Source organism: Arthrobacter sp. B1I2 (genome assembly GCF_030816485.1).
Lineage (GTDB): Bacteria > Actinomycetota > Actinomycetes > Actinomycetales > Micrococcaceae > Arthrobacter.
This window is the reverse complement of record NZ_JAUSYC010000001.1, coordinates 2,691,323-2,712,981: the sequence shown is the minus strand read 5'-3', so window position 1 is coordinate 2,712,981 and position 21,659 is coordinate 2,691,323. Positions and strand designations below refer to the sequence as shown.

General features: G+C 67.7%; 18 protein-coding genes and 1 pseudogene. 6 read left to right on the top strand and 13 right to left on the bottom strand.

The window, feature by feature from the left end; all coding sequences use genetic code 11:
• Nucleotides 1–11: 11 nt before the first annotated feature.
• Together QFZ57_RS12665 and QFZ57_RS12660 are read left to right on the top strand one after the other, a co-directional pair.
• Entirely contained in the window at nucleotides 12–1,340 is a 1,329-nt protein-coding gene (locus QFZ57_RS12665; RefSeq protein ID WP_306630764.1) for a nicotinate phosphoribosyltransferase, read from the top strand.
• Nucleotides 1,340–1,972, top strand: a complete 633-nt coding sequence (locus tag QFZ57_RS12660) for an isochorismatase family protein (protein WP_306900521.1) — start codon at nucleotides 1,340–1,342, stop codon at nucleotides 1,970–1,972. The genes QFZ57_RS12665 and QFZ57_RS12660 overlap by 1 nt, the downstream gene beginning before the upstream one ends.
• A gap of 4 nt (nucleotides 1,973–1,976) precedes the next feature.
• Here the strand turns inward: QFZ57_RS12660 and QFZ57_RS12655 are convergent, their stop codons facing one another.
• From QFZ57_RS12655 to QFZ57_RS12635, 5 genes are all read right to left on the bottom strand, one after another.
• The gene (locus QFZ57_RS12655) at nucleotides 1,977–3,761 is read right to left on the bottom strand and encodes a DEAD/DEAH box helicase (RefSeq protein ID WP_306900520.1); all 1,785 of its coding nucleotides are present in this window, start codon (nucleotides 3,759–3,761) and stop codon (nucleotides 1,977–1,979) included.
• On the bottom strand, nucleotides 3,761–4,102 hold the full coding sequence (locus tag QFZ57_RS12650) for a DUF3039 domain-containing protein (protein WP_306630761.1): 342 nt from the start codon (nucleotides 4,100–4,102) through the stop codon (nucleotides 3,761–3,763). The genes QFZ57_RS12655 and QFZ57_RS12650 overlap by 1 nt, the downstream gene beginning before the upstream one ends.
• A gap of 109 nt (nucleotides 4,103–4,211) precedes the next feature.
• Nucleotides 4,212–4,991: a glucosamine-6-phosphate deaminase gene (gene nagB / locus QFZ57_RS12645; protein WP_306630760.1), complete on the bottom strand. Its 780-nt coding sequence runs from the start codon at nucleotides 4,989–4,991 to the stop codon at nucleotides 4,212–4,214.
• Between the two features lie 21 nt (nucleotides 4,992–5,012).
• The gene (locus tag QFZ57_RS12640; RefSeq protein WP_306900519.1) at nucleotides 5,013–6,584 is read right to left on the bottom strand and encodes a transporter; all 1,572 of its coding nucleotides are present in this window, start codon (nucleotides 6,582–6,584) and stop codon (nucleotides 5,013–5,015) included.
• A complete protein-coding gene (locus tag QFZ57_RS12635) occupies nucleotides 6,566–7,360 on the bottom strand; it encodes an ABC transporter ATP-binding protein (RefSeq protein WP_306900518.1) in 795 nt (264 codons plus the stop codon). Before QFZ57_RS12635 ends, QFZ57_RS12640 begins: the two co-directional genes overlap by 19 nt.
• 50 nt (nucleotides 7,361–7,410) lie before the next feature.
• On the opposite strand from QFZ57_RS12635, the gene QFZ57_RS12630 reads away from it, so the two are divergent.
• A complete protein-coding gene (locus tag QFZ57_RS12630) occupies nucleotides 7,411–9,285 on the top strand; it encodes a Na+/H+ antiporter (RefSeq protein WP_306900517.1) in 1,875 nt (624 codons plus the stop codon).
• Nucleotides 9,286–9,316: 31 nt separating this feature from the next.
• Here QFZ57_RS12630 and QFZ57_RS12625 read toward each other — a convergent pair whose 3' ends face one another.
• From QFZ57_RS12625 to QFZ57_RS12610, 4 genes are read right to left on the bottom strand one after another with little or no spacing between them, the layout of a single operon-like run.
• Nucleotides 9,317–9,610, bottom strand: a complete 294-nt coding sequence (locus QFZ57_RS12625; RefSeq protein ID WP_306900516.1) for a DUF3253 domain-containing protein — start codon at nucleotides 9,608–9,610, stop codon at nucleotides 9,317–9,319.
• Nucleotides 9,611–9,624: 14 nt separating this feature from the next.
• Complete coding sequence (locus QFZ57_RS12620; protein WP_306900515.1) at nucleotides 9,625–10,722, bottom strand: NADH:flavin oxidoreductase/NADH oxidase; 1,098 nt, start codon at nucleotides 10,720–10,722, stop codon at nucleotides 9,625–9,627.
• A complete protein-coding gene (locus QFZ57_RS12615; RefSeq protein WP_306900514.1) occupies nucleotides 10,722–11,735 on the bottom strand; it encodes a tetratricopeptide repeat protein in 1,014 nt (337 codons plus the stop codon). Before QFZ57_RS12615 ends, QFZ57_RS12620 begins: the two co-directional genes overlap by 1 nt.
• Before the next feature lie 51 nt (nucleotides 11,736–11,786).
• Nucleotides 11,787–13,463 (bottom strand): hypothetical protein, encoded by a 1,677-nt coding sequence (locus QFZ57_RS12610; RefSeq protein ID WP_306901576.1) that lies wholly within the window; start codon nucleotides 13,461–13,463, stop codon nucleotides 11,787–11,789.
• 232 nt (nucleotides 13,464–13,695) lie between these two features.
• On the opposite strand from QFZ57_RS12610, the gene QFZ57_RS12605 reads away from it, so the two are divergent.
• The gene (locus QFZ57_RS12605) at nucleotides 13,696–15,015 is read left to right on the top strand and encodes an AI-2E family transporter (RefSeq protein ID WP_306900513.1); all 1,320 of its coding nucleotides are present in this window, start codon (nucleotides 13,696–13,698) and stop codon (nucleotides 15,013–15,015) included.
• Nucleotides 15,016–15,027: 12 nt separating this feature from the next.
• Here the strand turns inward: QFZ57_RS12605 and QFZ57_RS12600 are convergent, their stop codons facing one another.
• Both QFZ57_RS12600 and QFZ57_RS12595 read right to left on the bottom strand, forming a co-directional pair.
• Nucleotides 15,028–15,825 (bottom strand): alpha/beta hydrolase, encoded by a 798-nt coding sequence (locus QFZ57_RS12600; protein ID WP_306900512.1) that lies wholly within the window; start codon nucleotides 15,823–15,825, stop codon nucleotides 15,028–15,030.
• Nucleotides 15,826–15,918: 93 nt separating this feature from the next.
• Nucleotides 15,919–16,272 carry an ATP/GTP-binding protein gene (locus QFZ57_RS12595; RefSeq protein WP_306900511.1) on the bottom strand — a complete coding sequence of 118 codons (354 nt, stop codon included), beginning with the start codon at nucleotides 16,270–16,272 and terminating at the stop codon, nucleotides 15,919–15,921.
• 118 nt (nucleotides 16,273–16,390) lie between these two features.
• On the opposite strand from QFZ57_RS12595, the gene nucS reads away from it, so the two are divergent.
• On the top strand, nucleotides 16,391–17,086 hold the full coding sequence (gene nucS / locus QFZ57_RS12590) for an endonuclease NucS (protein ID WP_306630750.1): 696 nt from the start codon (nucleotides 16,391–16,393) through the stop codon (nucleotides 17,084–17,086).
• Nucleotides 17,087–17,386: 300 nt separating this feature from the next.
• On the top strand, nucleotides 17,387–17,590 hold the full coding sequence (locus QFZ57_RS12585) for a cold-shock protein (protein ID WP_011692441.1): 204 nt from the start codon (nucleotides 17,387–17,389) through the stop codon (nucleotides 17,588–17,590).
• A gap of 141 nt (nucleotides 17,591–17,731) precedes the next feature.
• Here the strand turns inward: QFZ57_RS12585 and QFZ57_RS12580 are convergent, their stop codons facing one another.
• The gene (locus QFZ57_RS12580) at nucleotides 17,732–20,347 is read right to left on the bottom strand and encodes a phosphatidylglycerol lysyltransferase domain-containing protein (RefSeq protein WP_373461240.1); all 2,616 of its coding nucleotides are present in this window, start codon (nucleotides 20,345–20,347) and stop codon (nucleotides 17,732–17,734) included.
• Nucleotides 20,329–21,658, bottom strand: a pseudogene (locus tag QFZ57_RS21620) (alpha/beta hydrolase). The gene QFZ57_RS12580 and the pseudogene QFZ57_RS21620 overlap by 19 nt, the downstream one beginning before the upstream one ends.
• Nucleotide 21,659 lies beyond the last annotated feature (1 nt).

Genomic DNA, 21,659 nt, shown 5'->3' with positions numbered 1-21,659 from the left:
GAGTGACTTTCGTGAGCACCTCAGCCGGCTGGGACCATCCCCGCACGTCCTTTTACACCGACCACTACGAGCTGACCATGCTGCAGGCGTCCCTCCATTCAGGGGCCGCGCACCGAAGGTCCGTGTTCGAGGCGTTCGCGCGGCGGCTGCCCGACGGCCGGCGCTACGGCATTGTTGCCGGCACCGGACGCCTCCTGGAAGGCATCGCGAATTTCCGCTTTGGCGAGGCTGAACTGGACTTCCTGGAGCGTACCCGGGTGGTCAACCGGGAGACGCTGGAGTACCTGGCAAACTACAAATTCTCGGGCGACATCTGGGGCTACGCCGAGGGCGAGGCGTACTTCCCCAACTCCCCCATCCTGGTGGTCGAGGCCTCCTTCGCCGAAGCCTGCATGCTGGAGACCTACCTGCTGTCCGTGCTGAACCATGACACCGCCATCGCCTCCGCCGCGTCCCGGATGGTCAGTGCCGCCGGCGGCCGGCCCTGCATCGAGATGGGATCGCGGCGCACCCATGAAGAGGCCGCCACCGCGTCAGCCCGTGCAGCGATCATCGCCGGCTTTGACAGCACCTCCAACCTTGAAGCGGGCATCCGCTACGGCGTGAAGACCGTAGGCACCGCCGCGCACTCGTTCACGCTGCTGCACGATACTGAGCGGGAAGCGTTCGAGGCCCAGATTGCCTCGCTGGGCGAGGGCACGTCCCTGCTGGTGGATACGTACGACGTCGAAAAGGCCGTCCGCACGGCCGTTGACCTGGCAGGGCCCCGCCTGGGCGCCGTCCGGCTGGACTCCGGGGACCTGGTGGCCCAGGCCCAATGGGTGCGCCGGCTGCTGGACGACCTCGGCAACGAAAACACCAAGATCGTGGTCACCTCCGACCTGGACGAATACGCCATCGCCGCCCTGCAGTCTGCGCCCGTGGACTCTTATGGTGTGGGCACGTCGCTGGTGACCGGATCCGGCGCCCCCACCGCCAGCATGGTCTACAAGCTGGTCAGCCGCACGGACGACGACGGCAACTTCGTGTCCGTGGCCAAAGCGGCCAAGAACAAGGCCAGCGTGGGCGGGCGCAAGTACGCACTGCGGAAGCTGGACGAAGGCGGCACCGCCACCGCAGAGGTGGTGGGCGTGGGCCACCGGCCGGAGGACGACGGCAACGACCGTCCGCTGCTGCAGCAGTTCATGAAGAACGGTGAACTGCTGCCCGGCTGGACCGGACATGACGGCGTGCTCCGCGCACGGCAGCGCCACGCGGACTCCATGGCCGAACTGCCGTCGGTGGTCAACCGCCTGCAGCGCGGCGAGGCCGCGATCCCCACGATCTACGAGGAGCACTGATGTCCCGCGCTTTGATTATCGTCGACGTCCAGAACGATTTCTGCGAGGGCGGTTCGCTCGCCGTTCCCGGCGGCGCGGCCGTGGCCGTTGCCATCAGCGAGTACCTGGACGCCCACAACAGCGAATTCGATTACGTGGTTGCCACGCAGGACTGGCATATCGACCCGGGCAGCCACTTCTCCGATGCACCTGACTACAAGGACAGCTGGCCGCCGCACTGCGTGGCCGGAAGCCGCGGAGCCGAGCTTCACCCGGACCTCGACACCGAGTTCATCGATGCCTACTTCCGGAAGGGCCAGTTCGCCGCCGCCTACTCCGGCTTCGAAGGCCTGCTGGCACCTGAGGACGCCGTCCCCACCGGGGAACGGCAGGCCGGCGGCCTGCCCGGTTCCACCGAGGCGCTGGAGCCCGATGAGGACGCGATCGGCCTCGATGACTGGCTGCAGAGCCATGACGTGGAGGACGTGGTGGTGGTTGGCATCGCCACCGACTACTGCGTGAAGGCCACCGCGCTCGACGCCGTCCAGGCCGGCTACGGCGTCACCGTGGTGCGGTCGCTGACCGCCGGCATCGCCGATGACCTCGAAGACACGGTCGCCGAGATGGAACTCGGCGGCGCGGAGATCGCCTGAGCCGCTACTTGCGGCCCACGAACCAGTCCTGGAGCTTGCGCAGCCGGGACTTCAGCTGCTCCTCGTTGGCCTGCGCCACAGGAGGGCCGCCGCAGACTGTCCGCAGCTTGGTGTGAACCACGCCGTGGGGCGTGCCGGTGCGGGCAGCCCAGGCGGCCACATTCTTGGCGAGCTCGTTGCGCAGATCCATCAGCATCCGGTGGTCGGGAACGGCCGGCAACTGGCTTTCGGCGGCCGCAGCCGGGGCTCTCCGGTTCTTCCGGTTCAGCTGCTCATGCTGGCGCTGGCGCAGCAGCGTCCCCACCTGCTCCGCGTCCAGCAGTCCGGGGATCCCCAGGAAGTCCAGCTCGTCGTCGGACCCCACCTCGCCGCCGGTGCCGAACTCGCCGCCGTCGAACAATACGCGGTCAAAGGAGGCCTGGGAGTCCAGTGCCTCGAACTTGCCCTTGGTGAGGCTGTCGGAGGCCTTCTCTTCGCGGTTGGCCTCCTCCATCAGGGAGTCTTCCGGGTTGAAGAGGCCATCGCCGTCCTCTTTTTCCGGCCGGTCCAACGCGTGGTCCCGCTCCATTTCCATGGAGTTGGCCAGTGCCATCAGCTGGGGCACGGAGGGAAGGAAGACCGACGCCGTTTCGCCCCTCTTGCGGGCACGCACGAAGCGGCCCACGGCCTGGGCGAAGAACAGCGGGGTGGATGTCGACGTGGCGTACACCCCCACCGAGAGCCGGGGGACGTCCACGCCTTCGGACACCATGCGGACGGCCACCATCCAGCGTTTGTCGCCGGCCGAAAACTCCTCGATCTTGCTCGAGGCCTTCGCGTCGTCGGACAGGATGACGGTGGGCGACTCGCCGGTAATCCGCTTCAGCTGGCCGGCGTAGGCCCGGGCGTCCTCGTGGTCGGTGGCAATGACCAGGCCGCCGGCGTCCGGCACGGTCCGCCGGACTTCGCCGAGCCTTTTGTCCGCGCCGGCCAGGACCGCGGGAATCCACTCCCCTGCCGGGTTCAGCGCGGTCCGCCAGGCGTGGCTGGTGATGTCCTTGGTCACCGCGGCCTCACCGAGGGAGGCTGCCATTTCCTCGCCCGCGCTGGTGCGCCACCGCATCTGGCCGGAGTAGGCCATGAACATGACGGGCCGGACCACATGGTCCCGGAGGGCATTGCCGTAGCCGTAGGTGTAGTCGGCCTTGGAGCGCCGGATGCCGTCCCGGTCCTCGGCGTACTCCACGAACGGGATGGGTGAGGTGTCCGAACGGAACGGCGTACCGGTCAGGGACAGCCGGCGCACGGCGGGATCGAACGCCTCGCGCAGGCCGTCGCCCCAGGACAGCGCTTCGCCGCCGTGGTGGATCTCGTCCAGGATCACCAGGGTGCGGGCGGCCTCGGTCTTGGCCCGGTGCAGCATGGGCTTGCTGGCCACCTGGGCGTAGGTGACGGCGACGCCGATGAAGCCGCGGCCGTGCTGGCCGTCGGAGTTCTTGAAGTTGGGATCGATGGCGATTCCCACCTTGGCGGCCGCATCCGCCCACTGGCGCTTCAGGTGGTCGGTGGGTGCAACAATGGTCACCCGGTTCACGGCACCGGAATCAATGAGCGTGGAGGCCACCCGCAGCGCGAAGGTGGTCTTACCGGCGCCCGGCGTTGCCACCGCAAGGAAGTCGCGGGGGGTGTTCTTCAGGTAGAGGTCAAGGGCTTCCTGCTGCCAGGCACGGAGTTTCGGGGCGGTTCCCCAGGCTGCACGTTCCGGATATGCCGGAGGCAGGGTGGGGCCGCCAAAGAGCGTCTCCGTCACTACTTGTTGCTGCCTGAGTCCCCTCCGGGACCCTTGCCGCCGTCGTTGCCCGGCCGAAGGCCCTCGTAGACTTCCTTGCAGGCGGGGCAGACCGGGAACTTCTGCGGATCCCGGCCCGGCGTCCAGACCTTGCCGCACAGGGCGATGACGGGCTCGCCGGTCAGCGCGGACTCCATGATTTTTTCCTTCCGCACATAGTGCGAGAAGCGCTCCCGGTCCCCGGGCTCCACTTCCTGGCGCAGTTCCTCGCGCTCAATGGTGGCCGTGGACGTTCCAGCCCCGGAAAGCTCGCGCATCGGGTCGTTTTCGAGAGGGTCCGTCATGCTAGTCATGGCATCCATCTTAGCCGTTCCACCGGCCGGGCGTTCGACGGCGGCATGCACGCGCCGGGGCCCGGCACCGGCCGCCGTCGTTCTTTTTTATCCGCGGCGGGCAGCAGCCGAAAGGCCGCTACAGCCCCTGCCAGTCGGGCTTGTTCTCATAGGTGTGGCGGTAGAAATCCGCCAGCTTCAGGGCGGAGGCGGCGGCCTCGTCCAGCAGGACGGTGGCGTGCGGGTGGAACTGCAGCACGGATGCGGGGCAAATGGCAGCGACGGGCCCTTCGATGAAATCGCGGACGGCCTGCGCCTTTTGCGCCCCCGTGGCCAGGAGGATCACATGCCGCGCAGCCATAATGGTGCCCAGTCCCTGGGTGATGACGTGGTGCGGCACCTCCGCCAGGCTGGTGAAGAACCTGGCGTTGTCCCGGCGCGTCTGTTCGATCAGGCTCTTGATCCTGGTCCGGGAGGCGAAGGAGGAGCCCGGCTCGTTGAACCCGATGTGCCCGTCGGTGCCTACGCCCAGCAGCTGCAGGTCCACGCCGCCCGCCGCGGTGATGGCCTGCTCATAGGCTTCGCAGGCAGCGGGGATGTCTGCCGCGGTTCCGTCGGGGCCGTGGACGTTCTCCGGCGCGATGTTCACGCGGTTGGTGAATTCCCGGCGGACCACCTCGCGGTAGGACTCGGGATGGCCGGCCGGCAGGCCCACGTATTCATCCAGCGCAAAACCGGAGGCACGGCTGAAGTCCAGGCCCTGTTCATGCCGGACCGCAAGCTCGTTATAGACGGGCAGCGGCGAGGATCCGGTGGCCAGGCCGAGGACAGCGCCGGGCTTGCGCCGGATCAGCTGTTCGATGGCGTCGGCCGCGAGTTTTCCGATCTGCCTGCTGCCGCCAAGAATCACGATTTCCATGGTGTTCCTTTCCGGGAACTGTCAGCGGTTGACGGTAACCTGCGCCAGGAGCTCAGGCCCCCGCGCATCGAGCCACTTGCCGCCCAGCCGGACACCGGCCAGGAAAAGGACCAGGCCCACAACGCTCCCCACGGCCAGGGTGAGCCAGCCGAACAGGACGTTTCCTGTGACGGCCTGGGCAACCAGCAGCGCGGCCTCGGGCAGGACCAGGACCATCAAAACCAGCATTCCACCGAACTGCACGGCCAAGGTCTGCCCAACGTTTCCTGGCGGTTTTTTGAACGGGCTGTCCCCCGGCAGCGGGACGGTCACCGTGTAGCGGGCCGACACCACCGAGGACAGGCCCAGGCCGGTGAAGAGGATTCCCAGGCTGAACCCCAGCTGGCCCGGCAGGGCAGCCCAGTTGCGGGTGAATGCCGCGTAGCCCACCGAGAACACCAGCACCACCGGCAGCGCAAAGGTCATGCATGCCAAGGCCCGGCCGAGCCGGTCCGCCACCCCGCGGACCCCGGTGGCCAGGTGCAGGGCAAAGGCAGTGTTGTCGTAGGAGACGTCCGCGGAGATGGACCACGCCAGGATGAAGGCGGACACCGGGGCAAGGAAGGCCATGCTGCCATAGCTGCCTGTCTGGGCTCCCTGGAATGCCAGCACCACCGGCAGCAGCGGGATCACCACCAGGGAACCGGAGTAGCGCGGGTCCCTAAGCCAGTAGGTGAGCGACCTGGCCATCACGGCCCCGGCCGGACTGGCGGGCAGCACGCCGAACAGGCCCAGCCTGCCACCCCTCCGCTTCCCGGTACCGGCGTACGGCGGGGTGACCAGCGCCCGCTCGAGCAGCAGCTTCCAGCACCAGGCCAGGGCGCCGAGGACCGCCACGGAAACCAGCAGCTTCACCGCGGCCTGCCCGGGCCGGCCTGCCGCAATGTCACCGCCGAGCGCCCAGGGCGCCCCGAGCGGGGTCCAGGACAAGGTCTGTGCGAACCCGGGCAGGAACCCTGTGGATGCGGAGATGCCCCGGCCAACCCCTGCCACGATGGGGCCCAGCAGGACCAGGGGCACCATGAACGCGATGGCGCTGATGTCCTTGAAGCGCCGCGACGCAGCCAGGCTTGCCGTCGCGGTGGTGACCACCTTGGCCAGCACAACGCAGGTCATGACGCCCAGGCATGCGCCCAGCAGGGCTGCGAGCGCGGGGAGCACGGCGCGGGACCAGGTCACCACCGTGGACAGGGCCACGAGCACGGTGGCGAGGCCCGGGATGCCGATCAGCCCGCCGAGGGCAAGGCCGGCGAGCATCTGCTTCATGGGAATCGCAAAGGTGGTGAAGCGCGCCGGATCGAGCGTCATGTCCGTGGCTGAGGCCACCACCGGAATCACGCCCCAGCCAAGCACGGCGGCGGAGCCGCCAAGGACAACGGCCGTGTGCGCGGTCACGGGACCGGCGTTGCGCAGGAGGACGAGGGCACTGATGAGTGTTGCCACGACCCCCAGCGCATACAGCCCCGCGATGGCCATGCCAACCAGCTGCCAGGGGCTGCGGCGCAGTCCGTTGCGCAGCAGCGTGAGCTTGAGCCTTAGAAGGTGCGCAACCATTCCAGCCCTTCCGTGTGGCTGTGCCCGCCGACCAGCTGCACGAACCGGTCCTCAAGGGAGGCGCCGGCGCGCACCTCGTCCACCGTCCCGGCGGCCAGCAACCGGCCATGGGCCACCACCGCAACGTGGTCGCACATGCGCTGCACCAGGTCCATCACATGGCTGGACACGATGACCGTTCCACCGGAGGCCACGTACCGGTCCAGAATGGAACGGATGTTCGCGGCTGACACCGGATCAACAGCTTCGAAAGGCTCATCCAGGACCAGGAGCCGCGGAGCGTGGATCAAGGCGGAGGCCAGGGCGATCTTCTTGGTCATGCCGGCCGAGTAGTCCACCACCAGTGTCCCGGCATCCTGGGCAAGGTCCATGGCGGCCAGCAGCTCCGCCACCCGGGCAGCCACTACGGTTTTATCCATGCCGCGCAACAGCCCGGCATAGGTGATGAGCTGCTCGCCGGTAAGCCGGTCGAAGAGCCGGACGCCGTCGGGCAGGATCCCCATCAGCCGTTTGGCTTCCAACGGGTGCCGCCAGACATCCACACCATGCACCACCGCCGTCCCGAAGTCGGGGCGCAGGAGCCCGGTGGCCATGGACAGCGTGGTGGTCTTGCCCGCACCGTTGGGGCCCACGATGCCGAAAAACGAACCTGCCGGAACCTCCAGGCTGATGCCGTCCACCGCGATCTTTCCGCCGAACCGCTTGGCCAGTCCGCGGATGGAAAGGGCCGCCACCGGCCCGGAATTCGGGGGCTGGCCAGGTATCGGAGCAGTCATGATGCCAGCCTAGTCCGCGGACCGGCGCTTGCGGGTGCGAGACTAACCTCATGGACATCGCGCTGGGCCTGCTGGTGATCGTTGCTGTGGTGTGCGCGGGCAGCGCCGTGGGCCGCAGGTTCAATATCCCGGTTCCGCTGCTGCTGGTCCTGGCCGGGGTGGCGGGATCGTTCCTGCCATTCATCCCGCCCGTTGAGCTGAACCCCGAACTGGTGCTGGTGGGCCTGCTGCCTCCGCTGCTCTACGCAGCCGCGTTCCGCACCTCGCTCTTCGACTTCAAGACCAACCGCCGCTCCATCGGGCTGCTGTCCGTCGGCTACGTCATCTTCGGCACCCTGGGAGTGGGGGTGGTGGTGTGGTGGCTGTTCCCGGAGATCCCGCTGGCAGCAGCCATCGCCCTTGGCGCAGTGGTGGCACCTCCGGACGCCGTGGCCGCGACGGCCATCGCACGGAAAGTGGGCATGCCCCGCCGGATCGTCAACATCCTGGAAGGGGAATCACTGGTCAATGACGCCACTGCGCTGGTGTGCCTGCGCGCTGCGGTAGCGGCCATCGCCGGCTCCGTCTCAGCGCTGGATGTGGCCGGCGGTTTTGTTCTCGCGGCCGGCGGCGGCCTGGTGGTGGGCCTCGCCGCCGCCTACCTCCTGACCGGGATCCGGAAGCGGATCAGCAACGTTGCCATCAACACCTCAACGTCGCTGATGGCTCCTTTCGTGGCGTTCCTCCCTGCCGAGGCCATCCACGCGTCCGGTGTGCTCGCCGTCGTCGTGACCGGCCTGGTGATGGGCACCAAGGCGCCGTCCATGCCCAACGGCGCCGCACGGCAAAGCGCCCGGAGCAACTGGGACACCGTGCAGTTCCTGCTGGAGAACTCGGTGTTCCTCCTGATCGGACTGCAGGTGCGGACCATCATTGACAGCGTCCAGGACGATTCGCTGGGCGCCGGCCGGGTATGGCTCGGCTGCGCCGTGATCCTGCTGGCCGTGCTGGTCCTGCGCCCCGTCTGGGTCTTTCCGGCCACGTACCTTCCCCGCCTGATCCCCTCCGTACGGCGCGCGGACCCCGCGCCGCCCTGGCAGTTCCCCGCCATCGTGTCCTGGGCGGGCATGCGCGGCGTGGTCACCCTCGCCGCGGTCCTGACGCTGCCGGATGAGCTGGAGCACCGCAACGTGCTGGTCCTGGCGGCCATGGTGGTGGTGGCCGGCACCCTGGTGCTGCAGGGCTTCACCCTGCCCGCCCTGGTCCGGGCCCTGGGGCTGCCCGGACCGGACAAGCGCGAGGACGCGCTGAACCAGGCCTCACTGATGCAGCTGGCCACCGCGGCGGGGATGGAGCGGCTGGAACAGCTGCGGCGGGAGAGCGACCCGCCCGAAGTCATGGACATGCTGCGGCGGCGGACCCAGGAGCGGGGGCTGGCGGCCTGGGAGCGCCTGGGCAGGCCCGCGGCAGAGGCAGCAACCCCCAGCCAGCGGTACGCGCAGCTGCGGATGGCGATGCTGGACGCCGAACGTGACAAGGTGCTGGAACTCAGGCGCGGCGGAGACTTTGCGCATGAAGTCCTCAGCGAGGTCCTGGAACGGCTGGATGTGGAGGAGTCCATGCTTGACGCTTCCCTCAATGAACTGGACTCCGCCGCTGACGGCGGCGGCGAAGGGTTGTCCCAGCCCGGCGGCGTTTGCGACCACCTGGCCGCCGCCATGCCGTCGCCTGCGCCCGGCGACCCCACCTGCCGTGACTGTGAGAGGGAGGGAACCACCCCAGTGCACCTGCGCATGTGCCTCGGGTGCGGAAACGTTGGATGCTGTGACTCGTCGGCGGGACGGCACGCCAGCCGGCACTTCAGGGAAACCGGCCACCCCGTCATGCGCAGCATTGAGCCCCGCGAAGAATGGCGCTGGTGCTACGTGGACGACCTGCTGGGCTGAGAACAGGCCGAGGTTTTCCAAGCCGCGGTCTTCAGCGAACCTTCCGGATCCTGATCGGGCCCTTTGCCGTGGCCGGATCAACCACGGAACCGCCTTGGGTGATGTGGACCTGCCCCGAGTCAACCAGCCGCCGCGCCACTTCGCGGGCAGGCTCCATTAGCCGGCGCCAGTCATCTCCGCCCACCGCCCTGGCGGCCTCGGACGGGCAGATGGTGGACGTGGCCGCCCGGGTTGCCAGGAGTTCCAGGATCTTCGCTTCCAGCTGCCGGTCAACCGGGGTTTGCGGCTCTTTCCCGCCACGATCATTCCCGCCGCGCTGCGCCATGCCGGACACCGGAATCAGAAGGTGCGCCGCGGGACGGCCCGCTCGTACTGGGGCGGCCAGGGGATGTCGTAGCCCAGGTCGAACGCGGCGCGCAGCCACCAGTGGGGATCGCGCAGCGCCGCCCGGGCAATGAAGACGCCATCGGCCTGCCCGGTGGCAATGGCATGCTCCGCCTGGCCGGGCGTGGTCACCAGGCCCACCGTGCCTGTGGCGGTCCCTGCCTCCTCACGGATGGCGGCCGAGAATCCGGTCTGGTAGCCCAGTCCCGGCTTGATCTGCTGGTGCGCCACTGCCCCGCCGCTGGAGACATCAACCAGATCCACGCCGTGGGCGGCCGCCTCGCGGGCCAGGCGGACCGACGCCGCCAGGTCCACCCCTCCCGGCGCCCAGTCGGTGGCCGAGATGCGGAGCAGCAGAGGCATGGAATCGGGAATCACTGCCCGGACGGCGTCAACCACGGCCAGCATCAGCCGGTTCCTTCCGGCTTCGTCCCCGCCCCACTCGTCCTCACGCTGGTTGATCAGCGGGCTCTGGAACTGGTGCAACAGGTAGCCGTGCGCCCCGTGGATTTCCATGGTGTCAAAACCGGCGTCCACCGCCCGTACGGCCGCAGCGGCAAAATCGGCAATGACGCCCTGGATTTGCTCCACGCTCATGCCCGAAGGGGCCGCATAGCCTTCGAACGCGGTGCCGGACGGGCCCACGGTGTCCCAGCCGCCGTCGGACGCCGGAACGCTCCCCTGCTTGCCGGAAAACGGCCAGTAGGTGGATGCCTTCCGGCCGGCGTGGGCCAGCTGCACACCAATTTTGGTGCCCGCAGCACCGTGCCGGTGGACAAAGGAAATGATCCGCTGCCACGCCGCCGCCTGCTCGTCGTTGTAGATGCCTGCGTCGCGCGGACTGATCCGGCCCGCGGCGTTCACCGCCGCGGCCTCCGTAAGGATCATTGCCGCGCCGCCCGTGGCAAACCCTCCCAGGTGCACCAGGTGCCAGTCGTTCGGAACGCCCGGGGCGTCGTCGGGATCGCAGCTGTACTGGCACATGGGCGAAACCCAGCCACGGTGCTGCAGTTCCATGGACCGCAGCGTCAGCGGCTGGAACAGGGCCGGCACTAGAACAGTACCCGCGCAAGCGCCTGGCGCGCCTTTGCCACCCGCTCGTCACCCGGCCCCACCACGTCGAACAGTTCCAGCAGCCGCACCCGCGCGGTCTCACGCTCGGGGCCGAAGTTCCTGCCGATGAAGGCCACCAGCCGGTTCAGCGCATCGTCCACGTGCCCGCCGGCCACATCCAGGTCTGCGACGCCAAGCTGTGCAGCCAGGTTGTCGGGCTCATTCGCCGCACGCGCCCGGAGCGCTTCGCTTTCCTCGGCCGACAGCGACTGGAGCCGGTCCATCAGTTCCACCTGCGCCAGCCCGGCCTTGGCCTCGTGGTCCGCTGGCATCTCCTTCAGCGCCTGGCGGTACGCCTCGGCGGCTGCGGCGTAGTCGCCGGCCTCAATGGCGTCGAAGGCCGCCTGGTGCAGCGGCGGCAGCGGTGCGGGCTCGGGTTCAGCATCGGCCCCGCCGTCAAGGCTTCCGGTGACCCCGTTGGCCGCCGCCACCTTGAGGAGTTCATCAAAGAGGCTGCGCACCTGCTGTTCGTCCGCCCCGCCCTGGAAGAGGGGCACCGGTTGCCCCTTGAGGACGGCGACGGCGGTGGGCACGGCCTGCACCTGGAAGGCCTGGGCAAGCTGCGGGAAGGCTTCGATGTCCGCGGCGCCAAGGACCAGGCGGCCACCGTAGCTGGCCACCACGCGGTCCAGGGTCTCAAGCATCCTGCCGGACTCCGGCGAGTAGGGGGCCCAGAGGGCAAACACCACCGGCACCTGGGCGGACAGCTCCACCAGCTGCTGGAAGTTTGCTTCGGTGACGTTGACCTTGAGTTCAGGCCCGCCGGCGGGTGCCCCCGGCTGCGTGCCCGGCGCCGGGCCGGCCGCACTCCCGGACGGGGTTGTGGTCCCGGATGGAGCTGGTGCACCGGAGGTGGCGGCGGGGCGTTTCAGCGAGGAAAGGTCGACGGCGCCGCGCAGGTTAAGCAGGTTGGCAGCGGCAGGAGGAACTGGGCGGGAAGCTGGCGAACTCATGTTTCCCACTCTAGCCACTCCGGCCGCTGCCGGTGGTAATAGAGCCAGGCCCTACTTGAAGCTGGCCCCCACCAGTCCGCGGGTGGCGGCAACGAGCTTCATCGGATCGGTGGATCCTGCGGGCGGTACGTAGACCGCCATGGATTCGGCGAAGCTCAGGACCATGCCGGTGGTAGTTTCCTTGCCGCCGGCCAGGGCTGCGGCGTCGTCGCCGATGCTGAGCTTGTCACCGGCTGCCTTCGGGGTGCCCTCGAAGCCGAAGTTGATCCGGCCCAGGACCAGGGCGCCGCCGTCCGAGGTACGGAACACAACGGTGCTTTCAGGGACCACCTTGTGGGTGAAGGAGAAGTTGCCGTTCTCACCCGCCTTCACCACCTCCGCCTGGTAGGACAGCGTGTCGGCGATGTACGGCGAGGACTGGCCCTCGACGAACTTGTCCTTGAACGGAGAGTCGGCGGACGTGAGCCTGTCAGCCAGCCCGGACATTGCTTCCTCGCCGCTGTAGAGCAGCCCGCTCTTGTCCGACGCGGCGAGCGTCTCGGTACCGCCCCGGCTGATGTTCGGGAAAGTAGTGCCCGGCTGCAGCGGGGTGGTTTCCATCAGCTTGTAGTTCTCGCGCGGAGACTGCTGGACCAGGGTCAGGATCTGCGGAACCACGTTCCCTTCACCCTGGGTCACGGCCAGCACGGAGCGCGGCCAGTCCCGGTCGCTGGTCACTACAAAGGTCAGCAGCTTGGTGGAGCGCACGGGCATGCGCGGCTCATAGGAGCCAACCTGGGAGCGGATCTTGTAGTTCTGGGTGCGGATTTCCAGTTCGGGGCCGGCCACGCGGTCCGCGAGCTTGGCCGCGTCCTTGGCTGCGTCCCCGGCGTCCGTGGCACTGGAGACCTGCTCCAGGATCCGGCGGAACTGGGCATCCAGCAGGACAGGCGATGCTGCTGCATCCTTGGCTGCCGGGGACGAGGCACTGCCGGAAGGCTGCGGGCTGGGGGTGGCGGCCTGGGCAGCGGTGCCGGATCCGGCCAGCAGGGCTGCCGCCACACCCGCTGCCACCATGGTGGCCTTGGAGGAGGACGACGACGACGGGGCATCGCTCTGCGGCGCGGCGTTCCGTGCACGGGCGCGGCGGGCGTAGCTGCTGTCGCCGCCCTCACCGTTCTTCCTGCGGGCCGAGAGCAGCGCCAGGACGATCCCGCCAAGGATCAGCAGGCTGCCCAGGACCATCAGCGGAACCGCCCAGGGGGTGGAGGTGTCGTTGGGGAAGGTCATGGAAACAGAGGCCGGCGCGGGCTTGGTGCCGTCGGAGGCGAGCAGGAGGCTCCAGTCGCCGTCCGCAGGCGGGGTCCAGGTGTACTCAAGTTCGCCACTGGCGGTCTCGTTGGAAACCCAAAGATCTGAACCGGCCGGGTTGGGGGCGGTGCCTTCGCCGTCGGCGTGCTCAACCAGGAGGGACTTTTCATCCTCGGAAACCCCGGTGATGGTGTTGTGGGCCGTCTTGCCCACCCAGGCGCTCACGTCATCGGGCCGGCCGGTTGCCAGCATGAAGTTTCCGTCGCCCTGGATGTTGATCTTGACGGTTCCGTCGTGCAGGGTACGCAGCTTCTGGTCGATGACGGTCAGCGGCGCGGCGGCGGCATCGGCCGGCACGGAGGCGGTGAACGTCTCGGATGGAGCCCAGATGGTTCTCTGGCCGATACCGGCCAAAAGTGTCAGGAGGCCGAGCAGCACAAGTGCGGCTGCAGTCTTTAAACGCAAGGGAAACACCTATCATCAGCGGGGGTTTGCCCTCAATAGTAACCTTTCTGTTACCACGGGCCCCTTTTTGGCCGTCAACCTCCTTTCCCGCAGACCTCCAGGCAGTGGCTTCGGCTCGTGGTGACAAGCCTGCTGATAGTGTTTGCGATGATCATCACACCGGCCCGCAAAGGCGGAGCCACGCACGGAACAGGCCCCCAAACCAGTGACTGACAAGACGGACCCGTCCTCGGCCGCAGCCGGAAATCCCGGTGATTCCAGGGGCCCGGTCCCTGCGCCGCTGCCACCCCTCGGGATGGCGGCAGCAGCGCACCGCAGGGGTACTGCCGCGGCTGCCCTGGGCCACGTGGTTCGGAGGCTCCGCCAGCCCTTGCCCGGGGCGCAGCCCAGGCTTCGGTTCGAGATGCCCCCGGAATACACCGGACAGGTCTCCGAGACGGACCACGGCGGTGACGAGGAGCCGCAGTTCGGGCATCCGGGCCCGCGCATGTCCCCACAGCATCCGCTGTACATGGGGTTCATGGGAACAGTGGGCGTGGGACTGGCTCTGCTGGTCTACTGGATCGGTTCACACACCACGCAGCTGCTGTTGTGGATCGTGGCGGCACTGTTCATCGCGCTGGGGCTGGAGCCGGTGGTGGGCTGGCTTGAGACCAGGAAGATCCCCCGGCCCGCCGGCATCCTGGTCTCGGTGGCCGTCCTGATGGGAGCCGTCGTCGGATTTTTCGCCACGCTCATCCCCACGATCGTTGAACAGGTATCGGAAATCGTGCGGCAGGCCCCGGAATGGGTGCGCACTTTCATGGACTCGGACTTCTTCCGCAGCCTCGATGACCAGTTCGGCGTGCGCGACCGCATTACCGAGGAACTGGAGAAGTTCGTCAACGACCCCGCGGCGGTGGGTGGCATTTTCGGCGGCGTGGTGGGATTTGGCTCCACCGTGGCCAACGGGCTCTTTGGCACCCTGATCGTCCTGGTGCTGAGCCTGTACTTCCTGGCGGCGCTCCCGGCCATGAAGAAGTGGGGCTACAGGCTGGCACCGCGCTCCCGCCGGACGCGGGTGGCCGCCCTGTCGGAGGAGATCACCCGGTCAGTGGGAAACTACGTGATCGGCCAGGCCTGCGTGGCCCTGCTCAACGCCACGTTTGCCTTCGTGGTGATGTCCATCGTGGGCATCCCGTTTGCGCTGCTCCTGGCGTTCGTGGTGGTCCTGCTCGCCTTCATTCCCTTGGTGGGCGGCATGATCGCGGGCGTTGTGGTGATCCTCGTGTCCCTCACCCAGGGCTGGCAGGCAGCGGCCATCTACGCCATCTGCTACTTCGCCTACCTGCAGTTCGAGGCCTACTTCATCTCACCCCGCGTCATGCAGAAGGCAGTGGCCGTGCCCGGTGCGGTGGCGGTGATCTCCGTCATCGCCGGCGGCAGCCTGCTGGGCGTGCTCGGGGCGCTCATCGCCATCCCCACCGCGGCCGCTGTCCTGCTGCTGCTCCGGGAGATCTACATCGTCCGGCAGGACCAGCACTAAACGCCCCCCGCCCTACGCGCCGGCAGCCGCCGTCGGGCCGTCCCATTCCTGCGGCAGCGGGACCCCGGCCTGGTCGGGAATGACCTGCGCAACGACGTCGTTCAGGACCCGCGCAGCGTACTTCTCCCCCACCCACAGGTGCTTGGCCCCGGCCACAGCCACCACGCGGGCCTGCGGCACCAGGCTGAACCGGGCAGCCGCCTCGGCCGGCTGCAGGAAGTCGTCGTGCTCCGGCACCAGGACAGTAAGGGGCTTGCCCGATTCGGCCCAGAGCTGCAGGTGTTTGTCCGTGGCGCGGTGCAGCGGCGGCGACAGCAGCACCGCCCCCTCGATCTGCGCGGCCACCGGCTCCAGGGCGCCGTACATCAGCGCCAGTTCAGTCCCGAACGACCAGCCCACCAGCCAGCGGTTGGGCAGGCCCCGCTCGACGGCGAAACGCACGGCCGCCTCCACGTCATACCGTTCCCCAATCCCTTCCTCGAAGGCGCCGCTGCTGGTGCCGTGGGGAGAGGCGGTACCCCGGGTGTTGAAGCGCAGCACCGCGATGCCCGCCAGCGCCGGCAGGCGGAAGGAGGCCTTGCGGAAGACGTGCGAATCCATGAAGCCGCCGTGCGTCGGCAGCGGGTGGAGCGTGATCAGCGTGGCCCTGACCGGACCTGATTCGGGCAGCGCCAGCTCCCCCACCAGCGTATGGCCGTCCTCCGTCTGCAGCTCGATGTTCTCGCGGCGGGCGGGCAGGACGGTGGAGGCGCGGATGGGAGCGGGGCCCCGGGCCTGGGTGAATTCGTACGACGCCGGATCAAAAGTCATGCCTGCCAGCTTAGCGACAGCAGGGGCATCGATGTTCCATGCAGCGGCGCCGCGGCTTCCGGTCGGTGTGGCGGGAAGCTGCGCGGCCGCCAGTCAGCGGTAGCGGTAGCTGCGCGTCATCCAGCAGTTGGTGTGCCAGTGCCGCCGTTCGGCCAGGCCGGCGGCCGCGCCAAAAAGGTGGTGGTCCTTCCACACCACCAGGTGTGCGACGCCGGGCAGCACGGCGGTGGAGCATTCAGGGCAGATGTAGGTCTTGCCGGCGTTTTTGGCCGTCATGGTCCGGACCATCCACTCCCCGTCGGGGGCGCTCTCCCGGCGGGCGATTCCGGCCCTTGCCCGTTCCAGGTCCAGCTCGGGAACCTCGCCGCTCCTCTTCCCTCCTGCTCCCCTGCCGGAAGCGGGACCCCTGCCGGAAGCGGGACGGCGGGGACGGTTGGAACGTGGCATGTATCCATTCTGCCCCAGCCCGTCCCCTCACCCGGCCCGCTTTCTGGTGCCCTGCCGCTGCACCGGACGTCCCGCCGTCGGGCATGGCCTGCCGCGCCCACGCGATAGTCTGTACGGCGTGCGACTTGTCATAGCCCATTGCTCCGTTGATTACGTTGGCCGGCTCAAAGCCCATCTCCCCCTCGCCACCCGGCTCCTGCTGGTCAAGGCCGACGGCTCCGTGCTGGTGCATTCCGACGGCGGTTCCTACAAGCCGCTGAACTGGATGAGCCCCCCTGCCACACTCCGGGTTTCGTCTCCGGATGAAGTGGACCTCGAACTTGGGGTGGTGGAGCAGTGGACCGTGCAGTCGGCCAAGACCGATGACCGGCTCATCATCAACATCCACGACAAACTCAGTGAGTCCTCCCACGACCTCGGCGTGGACCCCGGACTGATCAAAGACGGTGTGGAAGCGGACCTGCAGCGCCTGCTGGCCGAACAGATCGAAACGCTGGGCCAGGGCTACTCCCTCATCAGGCGCGAATACTTCACTGCAATCGGCCCCGTGGACATCCTGGCGCGGGACGCCGACGGTGCCACGGTGGCCATTGAACTCAAGCGCCGGGGGGACATAGACGGCGTGGAGCAGCTGACCCGATACCTCGAACTGCTCAACCGCGACCCCCTGCTGGCACCGGTCCGCGGCATTTTTGCGGCCCAGCAGATCAAGCCACAGGCCAAAGTGCTGGCCAACGACCGCGGGATCGACTGCGTGACCCTGGACTACGACGCAATGCGCGGGGTGGACGACAGCGAATCGCGTCTCTTCTAGATATTCCCTTCCGGTGCTTCACGCTTACGAATGGCATGCTTTTAGCTGCGGCCTTCAGAGTCACCGGGTTTTTACCTAATTTTTATTGTGCGGGCCGTTGACCTGCGGGAACGGGCATGAAATTCTTATCTCAGTCTTTGTGTAGGTGTTTTTCATGCTCGCAAGACATGTTGCGAGCGCGAAGCTCCTGCAGCGCCGGACCTCTTATCGGGGCACGGCAATCCAGGATTCTTCTCGCGGAGTGACCAAGGTCGGCACGAGGTGTGCCGGTCCTAAAAGTTCCACAATGAGGAGAAATAAATGGCACAGGGAACTGTGAAGTGGTTCAACGCTGAAAAGGGCTTCGGCTTCATCACCCCGGATGACTCGGATGGCGATGTCTTCGTTCACTACTCCGAGATCCAGACCGGCGGCTTCAAGACCCTCGACGAGAACCAGCGCGTTCAGTTCGAAATCGGCCAGGGCGCCAAGGGCCCCCAGGCTACCGGCGTAACTCTGGTCTAGGTACTGCCCGGCCGCTTAACGGCTGTCAGCGAAATAAATGGTCCCCGGCAGAAATGCCGGGGACCATTTCTGTGCCGTAATTATTGCCACGGAAATACGACTTTCCGGGGTTATAAAACAAAGTATGCGTAAATGCGGGCCTCACGTCACCAGTTTGCGGACCAGCCGGGCGCCCTGCGCCAGGGAAAGCCCGGGGAGGTAGGCACGGGTCAGGGCCCTGCCGATGGCAGGCAGGTGCAGCGGGTCCTGATAGTACAGGTAGAGGGCCCGGTATTCCGGCTTGAACCGGGATTTAAAGGCCGCCAGGGACCGGAAGCCATAGACCGGCTCCAGCGCGTGGCCTACCAGGTCCAGGATCCTCACGAGGTTCTGCGCTCCCTCATCGGTGCCGGCCTCTTCGTATCCCTGGTCTCCCGCTCCCGCCTCCATGTCATCTGCGCCGGTGACCCGCTCCGGCAGCGCTTCGGGACGGGAGGCCAGCGGCGAGCCCGACAGGGAGATTACGTCCACGGAATCCCGCAACTCCAGCACTGCAGAGGCAATCAGGAATTCCATCACCCCCGGGAATCCTTCACTGCCGCGGCGCATGACGTCAAGCGTCCGGCTCACCAGCCGGCCGCCGTCATATACGGGCAGCCAGCTGGTCACGCCGTGAACCGCGCCGTTGCCGTCCACGGCCAGGCAGCAGAGGACTTCGTCGTCGTCGAGCTCGTCCACTCCCCCCAGCGTGAAGCCCATTTCCGGAACCGATTTGCCGGCCGCCCATTCCTCGGACACTTCGCTCAGCCGTGACCGCAGCGCCGCGGGCAGGGAATGGTAGGAACCCCAGACCGCGTGGACTCCCAGCTTCGCCGCGCGGTTCAGCGCGGTCCTGACGTTCTGCCATTCCTTGCCCTTGAACTCAAGCTCGCTCAGCACCAGCCGGGTCTCCTGGGCGACGGCCACGCGGGAAAATCCCCGTTCCCTCAGTACCGGCCACATGGTGTCGTCGCAGGAATACAGCGCGGGGATCAGTGCGTGGTTGCGGCAGTAGTCCAGGAACCCTTCGGTCACCCGCTGCTCCGCCTGGCGGTCGCCGAACGCACCGCCCAGGGTCAGGGCAACGGTTCCATGCTGTTGGAATGCCATGGCGCCTGCCCCGTCCGGGCTGAACCAGTACGTGTTGGGCTCCCACAGTGCCATCCAGGACAGCGGGCCGCCGCCCTGGTGGAGCAGCTCCCGCGCGCGGTCGCGGTCCTGCCGCCCGAAATGGAGGCCGTGGTGCCGACCCACCAGCACCCACCACACCGCAACCAGGGCGACGAGCCAGAACACCGGACCCGAGTAGGCAAACAGCAGTGCTTCCGCGCTGTCGTGCTCCGGGAAGACCCGGCGGAACTGCTGCGGAATGGGCACCGGAACGTACTGCCGGGCCAACTCGGCGAAGAGGCCCAGCAGCCCGCCGTCACGGGACAGCCCGCCGGACCAGAACCAGGCCACGGCGTAGGAAGTGGCCAGGACCAGCCACGTTCCGCAGACCACCACCGCGAGTACCCGGCGGGCGCCCGGACGGGTCTGCACGCGGAACTGGCGGCGGTTGAGCCACAGGATGACCGCCAGCAGCAATGGGACAACCACGAGCGGAAGCACGTGGGCGAAGGCCGAGGACAGGGGCGTTGCATGCGTCCCCTGCAGGCGCGATGGAACCAGGGCGAAGAGGGCAAGGTAGACGGCAGCCAGTGCCGTGACGGCCAGCTGGATGGCCAGGGCAATGTTGAGGGCCAGCCGGCGGCCCCGGCGCATGCCGTCGGCGCAGATCAGCAGCAGGATGACCGGCACCACTGCCAGCGCCAGGCCGAAGGGTCCGGCGAATCCCGCCCTTCCCGTTTCCAGGCAGGAGGCGTCAACCGTGGCACCGCAGTTGAAGACGAGTTGGCCGAGCGTGGGCATGGGACTCAGCACGACGTCGCGGAGCAGGGCCAGCGGGCCGGTGGGCGCGCGCGTGATGCCGGTCAGGATGGGACCCACGGCAAACACGGCAACCGTCAGGGCCAGGAGGTTCCTGGTCTCGCGGCCGGTGGACCGGTGACGGTGCAGCCGCCCCTGGTCCCCCTGGATCCACCAGCCCGCAAGGAGGCCAAGGAGGGCGCCGATGAGGCCAATGACCGTTTCGGCGTGCCCGACGTACAGGACCAGGAGGAGGGAAATGGACAACACCGCCGTGCGCAGCCGGCGCTGCCACAGCAGCGTGATCCTGGCACTGGCGGCAAGTCCCGCCGTCAGCACCGGGGCGTAAGGGCCGATGAGCCTGTCATCCACCATCCGGTCCAGCCAGCCGTCACCCACGTACCCTGCCAGCTGGGTCACCAGGAGGAACACCGTCACGGCCGCGAACTGCCCGCCCAGGAACAGCCCGACGGCGGCGCGCCGCCCCAGCCTGCGCTCCGCCAGGCCCAGCAACATGACGATCATCAGCGACGCCGCGAGGTAGGCGAGCGGATTGGTGGCGAAGAAGAGGCTGGTGAACAGCGACCACCACTGCCCGCCGCGCAGGCCCGGACCGCTGACGGAGGCGAGGCCCAGAAGCTGCTCCGGCGGCCCCTCGAGGAAGCTTCCGGTCAAGGCACCGGCCGCAAGGAAGGCAACAAGCACGCCCAGGGTGAAGGGCATGGATTTCAGCGACAGCAGTGCCTGCCGGACCGCCGGGCGTCCGACGGCGGCCCACATCAGGGTCACGGTGCGGTCAGGGTTCCTGGTGCTCACCACTGCAGCCCCCATCGGCTGCCAAGGAACTGCAGCGCATCCGCGAACCGCTTGGACGAGGTATCCCAGGAGTGTCCGGTGTGCTCCACCTCGTGTGCCCGCACCGTGAAGCCGGCAGCCTCCGCGGCAGTGGCCAACGTTCGGAGGTTCCCCACGAATTCGGGATCGTTCTGGCCTGCAGTGAGGTACATGCCACTGGACTCAAACCGTTGGTGTTTCATGATCTCCAGTGGCGTCTGCTTAGTGAATTCATCAGGGTTTCCGGGGAATGCGGCGTCAATGGTCTTCTGCCGTTCCTTGGCAATGGCGGGTTCGGCCTCGCTGGAAAACGCAAGCACGTCGGCGTAGATGTCGGGATGCCTGGTTCCCATCTGCACGGCGCACGTCCCCCCGAAGGAGAAGCCACCCACGGCCCAGTGGCTGTGGTTGGTGTCCACCGCCAGCGTGGAACTGATCCACTGCGGCACGTCCTGCGAGAGGTAGGTGTCCGCGTTGGCAATGCGGCTGTCCATGCACATGGTGTTGGCGGACTGCGAACCGTTGGGATCCGGGATGACCACCACCGGGGATACGCCACCGTGTGCCGCGGCAAAGGAATCCATATGGCCTCGGATTGCACCGCCGGTGAGCCAGTCCGCCGGGCCGCCCGGCTGGCCGGCCCACCAGGACCAGTACCGGCAATGCAGGCCGGTTGGCCGCGAAGTACGCCGGCGGAAGATAGATGTAGGCGTCGCGGGTGTTCATCCCGGACGTCGCTCCCGGGATCCCGGACTTCCGCAGAACTCCCCCGGCCGGCAGCTCCCCCTCCGGCTTCCAGCCCTGGAGCGGCACACCGTCTGGTTCACCGGGGTGGCGCATGCGGTCCTGCTCAAGCGCCGGTATCCGGGCCTGGGCGGTGCCCAGCAGGTCGCTGACGGTCCTGTTGAGGCCAAAGTAGGCGTTGATTTGAAGCGCTGAGAGAAGTACCACCAGCAGCGCGGCGAGGATACCTCCCCCGCGGGCGCCCCAGCTGGTCCGGGGCAGCCGGAGCAGGCCAAGGAGGACAGCCGCAACAGCGGGCACCAGCCACAGCAGCACAGCATCCGGCAGGTCCTCGGGGAAGACAGTGAAAATGTTGATGACTGCCCAGTGGGCCGTGCCCACCAGGGCGAAGGCCGTTGCCGCAGCCGTGAGGATGCGGACCGCCCAGGCCCGGCGCCGGTGCACCGGCGCCATGGAGGCGCGCCAAGGTGGCACCAGGAGGTAGGCTGCGCCGCCTATGCCCAATACCAGAACGGTTCCGTACAGAGGACCGTCCGTAAGCCGGATGTCTGAAAGCCAATCCACG

What these genes read in the sequence shown, in the direction of transcription:
- QFZ57_RS12660 (WP_306900521.1), top strand. Translation starts at nt 1,340, where the DNA reads ATGTCCCGCGCTTTGATTATCGTCGACGTCCAGAACGATTTCTGCGAG.
- QFZ57_RS12650 (WP_306630761.1), bottom strand. Translation starts at nt 4,102, where the DNA reads ATGGATGCCATGACTAGCATGACGGACCCTCTCGAAAACGACCCGATG.
- nagB (WP_306630760.1), bottom strand. Translation starts at nt 4,991, where the DNA reads ATGGAAATCGTGATTCTTGGCGGCAGCAGGCAGATCGGAAAACTCGCG.
- QFZ57_RS12640 (WP_306900519.1), bottom strand. Translation starts at nt 6,584, where the DNA reads ATGGTTGCGCACCTTCTAAGGCTCAAGCTCACGCTGCTGCGCAACGGA.
- QFZ57_RS12635 (WP_306900518.1), bottom strand. Translation starts at nt 7,360, where the DNA reads ATGACTGCTCCGATACCTGGCCAGCCCCCGAATTCCGGGCCGGTGGCG.
- QFZ57_RS12630 (WP_306900517.1), top strand. Translation starts at nt 7,411, where the DNA reads ATGGACATCGCGCTGGGCCTGCTGGTGATCGTTGCTGTGGTGTGCGCG.
- QFZ57_RS12625 (WP_306900516.1), bottom strand. Translation starts at nt 9,610, where the DNA reads ATGGCGCAGCGCGGCGGGAATGATCGTGGCGGGAAAGAGCCGCAAACC.
- QFZ57_RS12615 (WP_306900514.1), bottom strand. Translation starts at nt 11,735, where the DNA reads ATGAGTTCGCCAGCTTCCCGCCCAGTTCCTCCTGCCGCTGCCAACCTG.
- QFZ57_RS12600 (WP_306900512.1), bottom strand. Translation starts at nt 15,825, where the DNA reads ATGACTTTTGATCCGGCGTCGTACGAATTCACCCAGGCCCGGGGCCCC.
- QFZ57_RS12595 (WP_306900511.1), bottom strand. Translation starts at nt 16,272, where the DNA reads ATGCCACGTTCCAACCGTCCCCGCCGTCCCGCTTCCGGCAGGGGTCCC.
- QFZ57_RS12585 (WP_011692441.1), top strand. Translation starts at nt 17,387, where the DNA reads ATGGCACAGGGAACTGTGAAGTGGTTCAACGCTGAAAAGGGCTTCGGC.
- QFZ57_RS12580 (WP_373461240.1), bottom strand. Translation starts at nt 20,347, where the DNA reads ATGGGGGCTGCAGTGGTGAGCACCAGGAACCCTGACCGCACCGTGACC.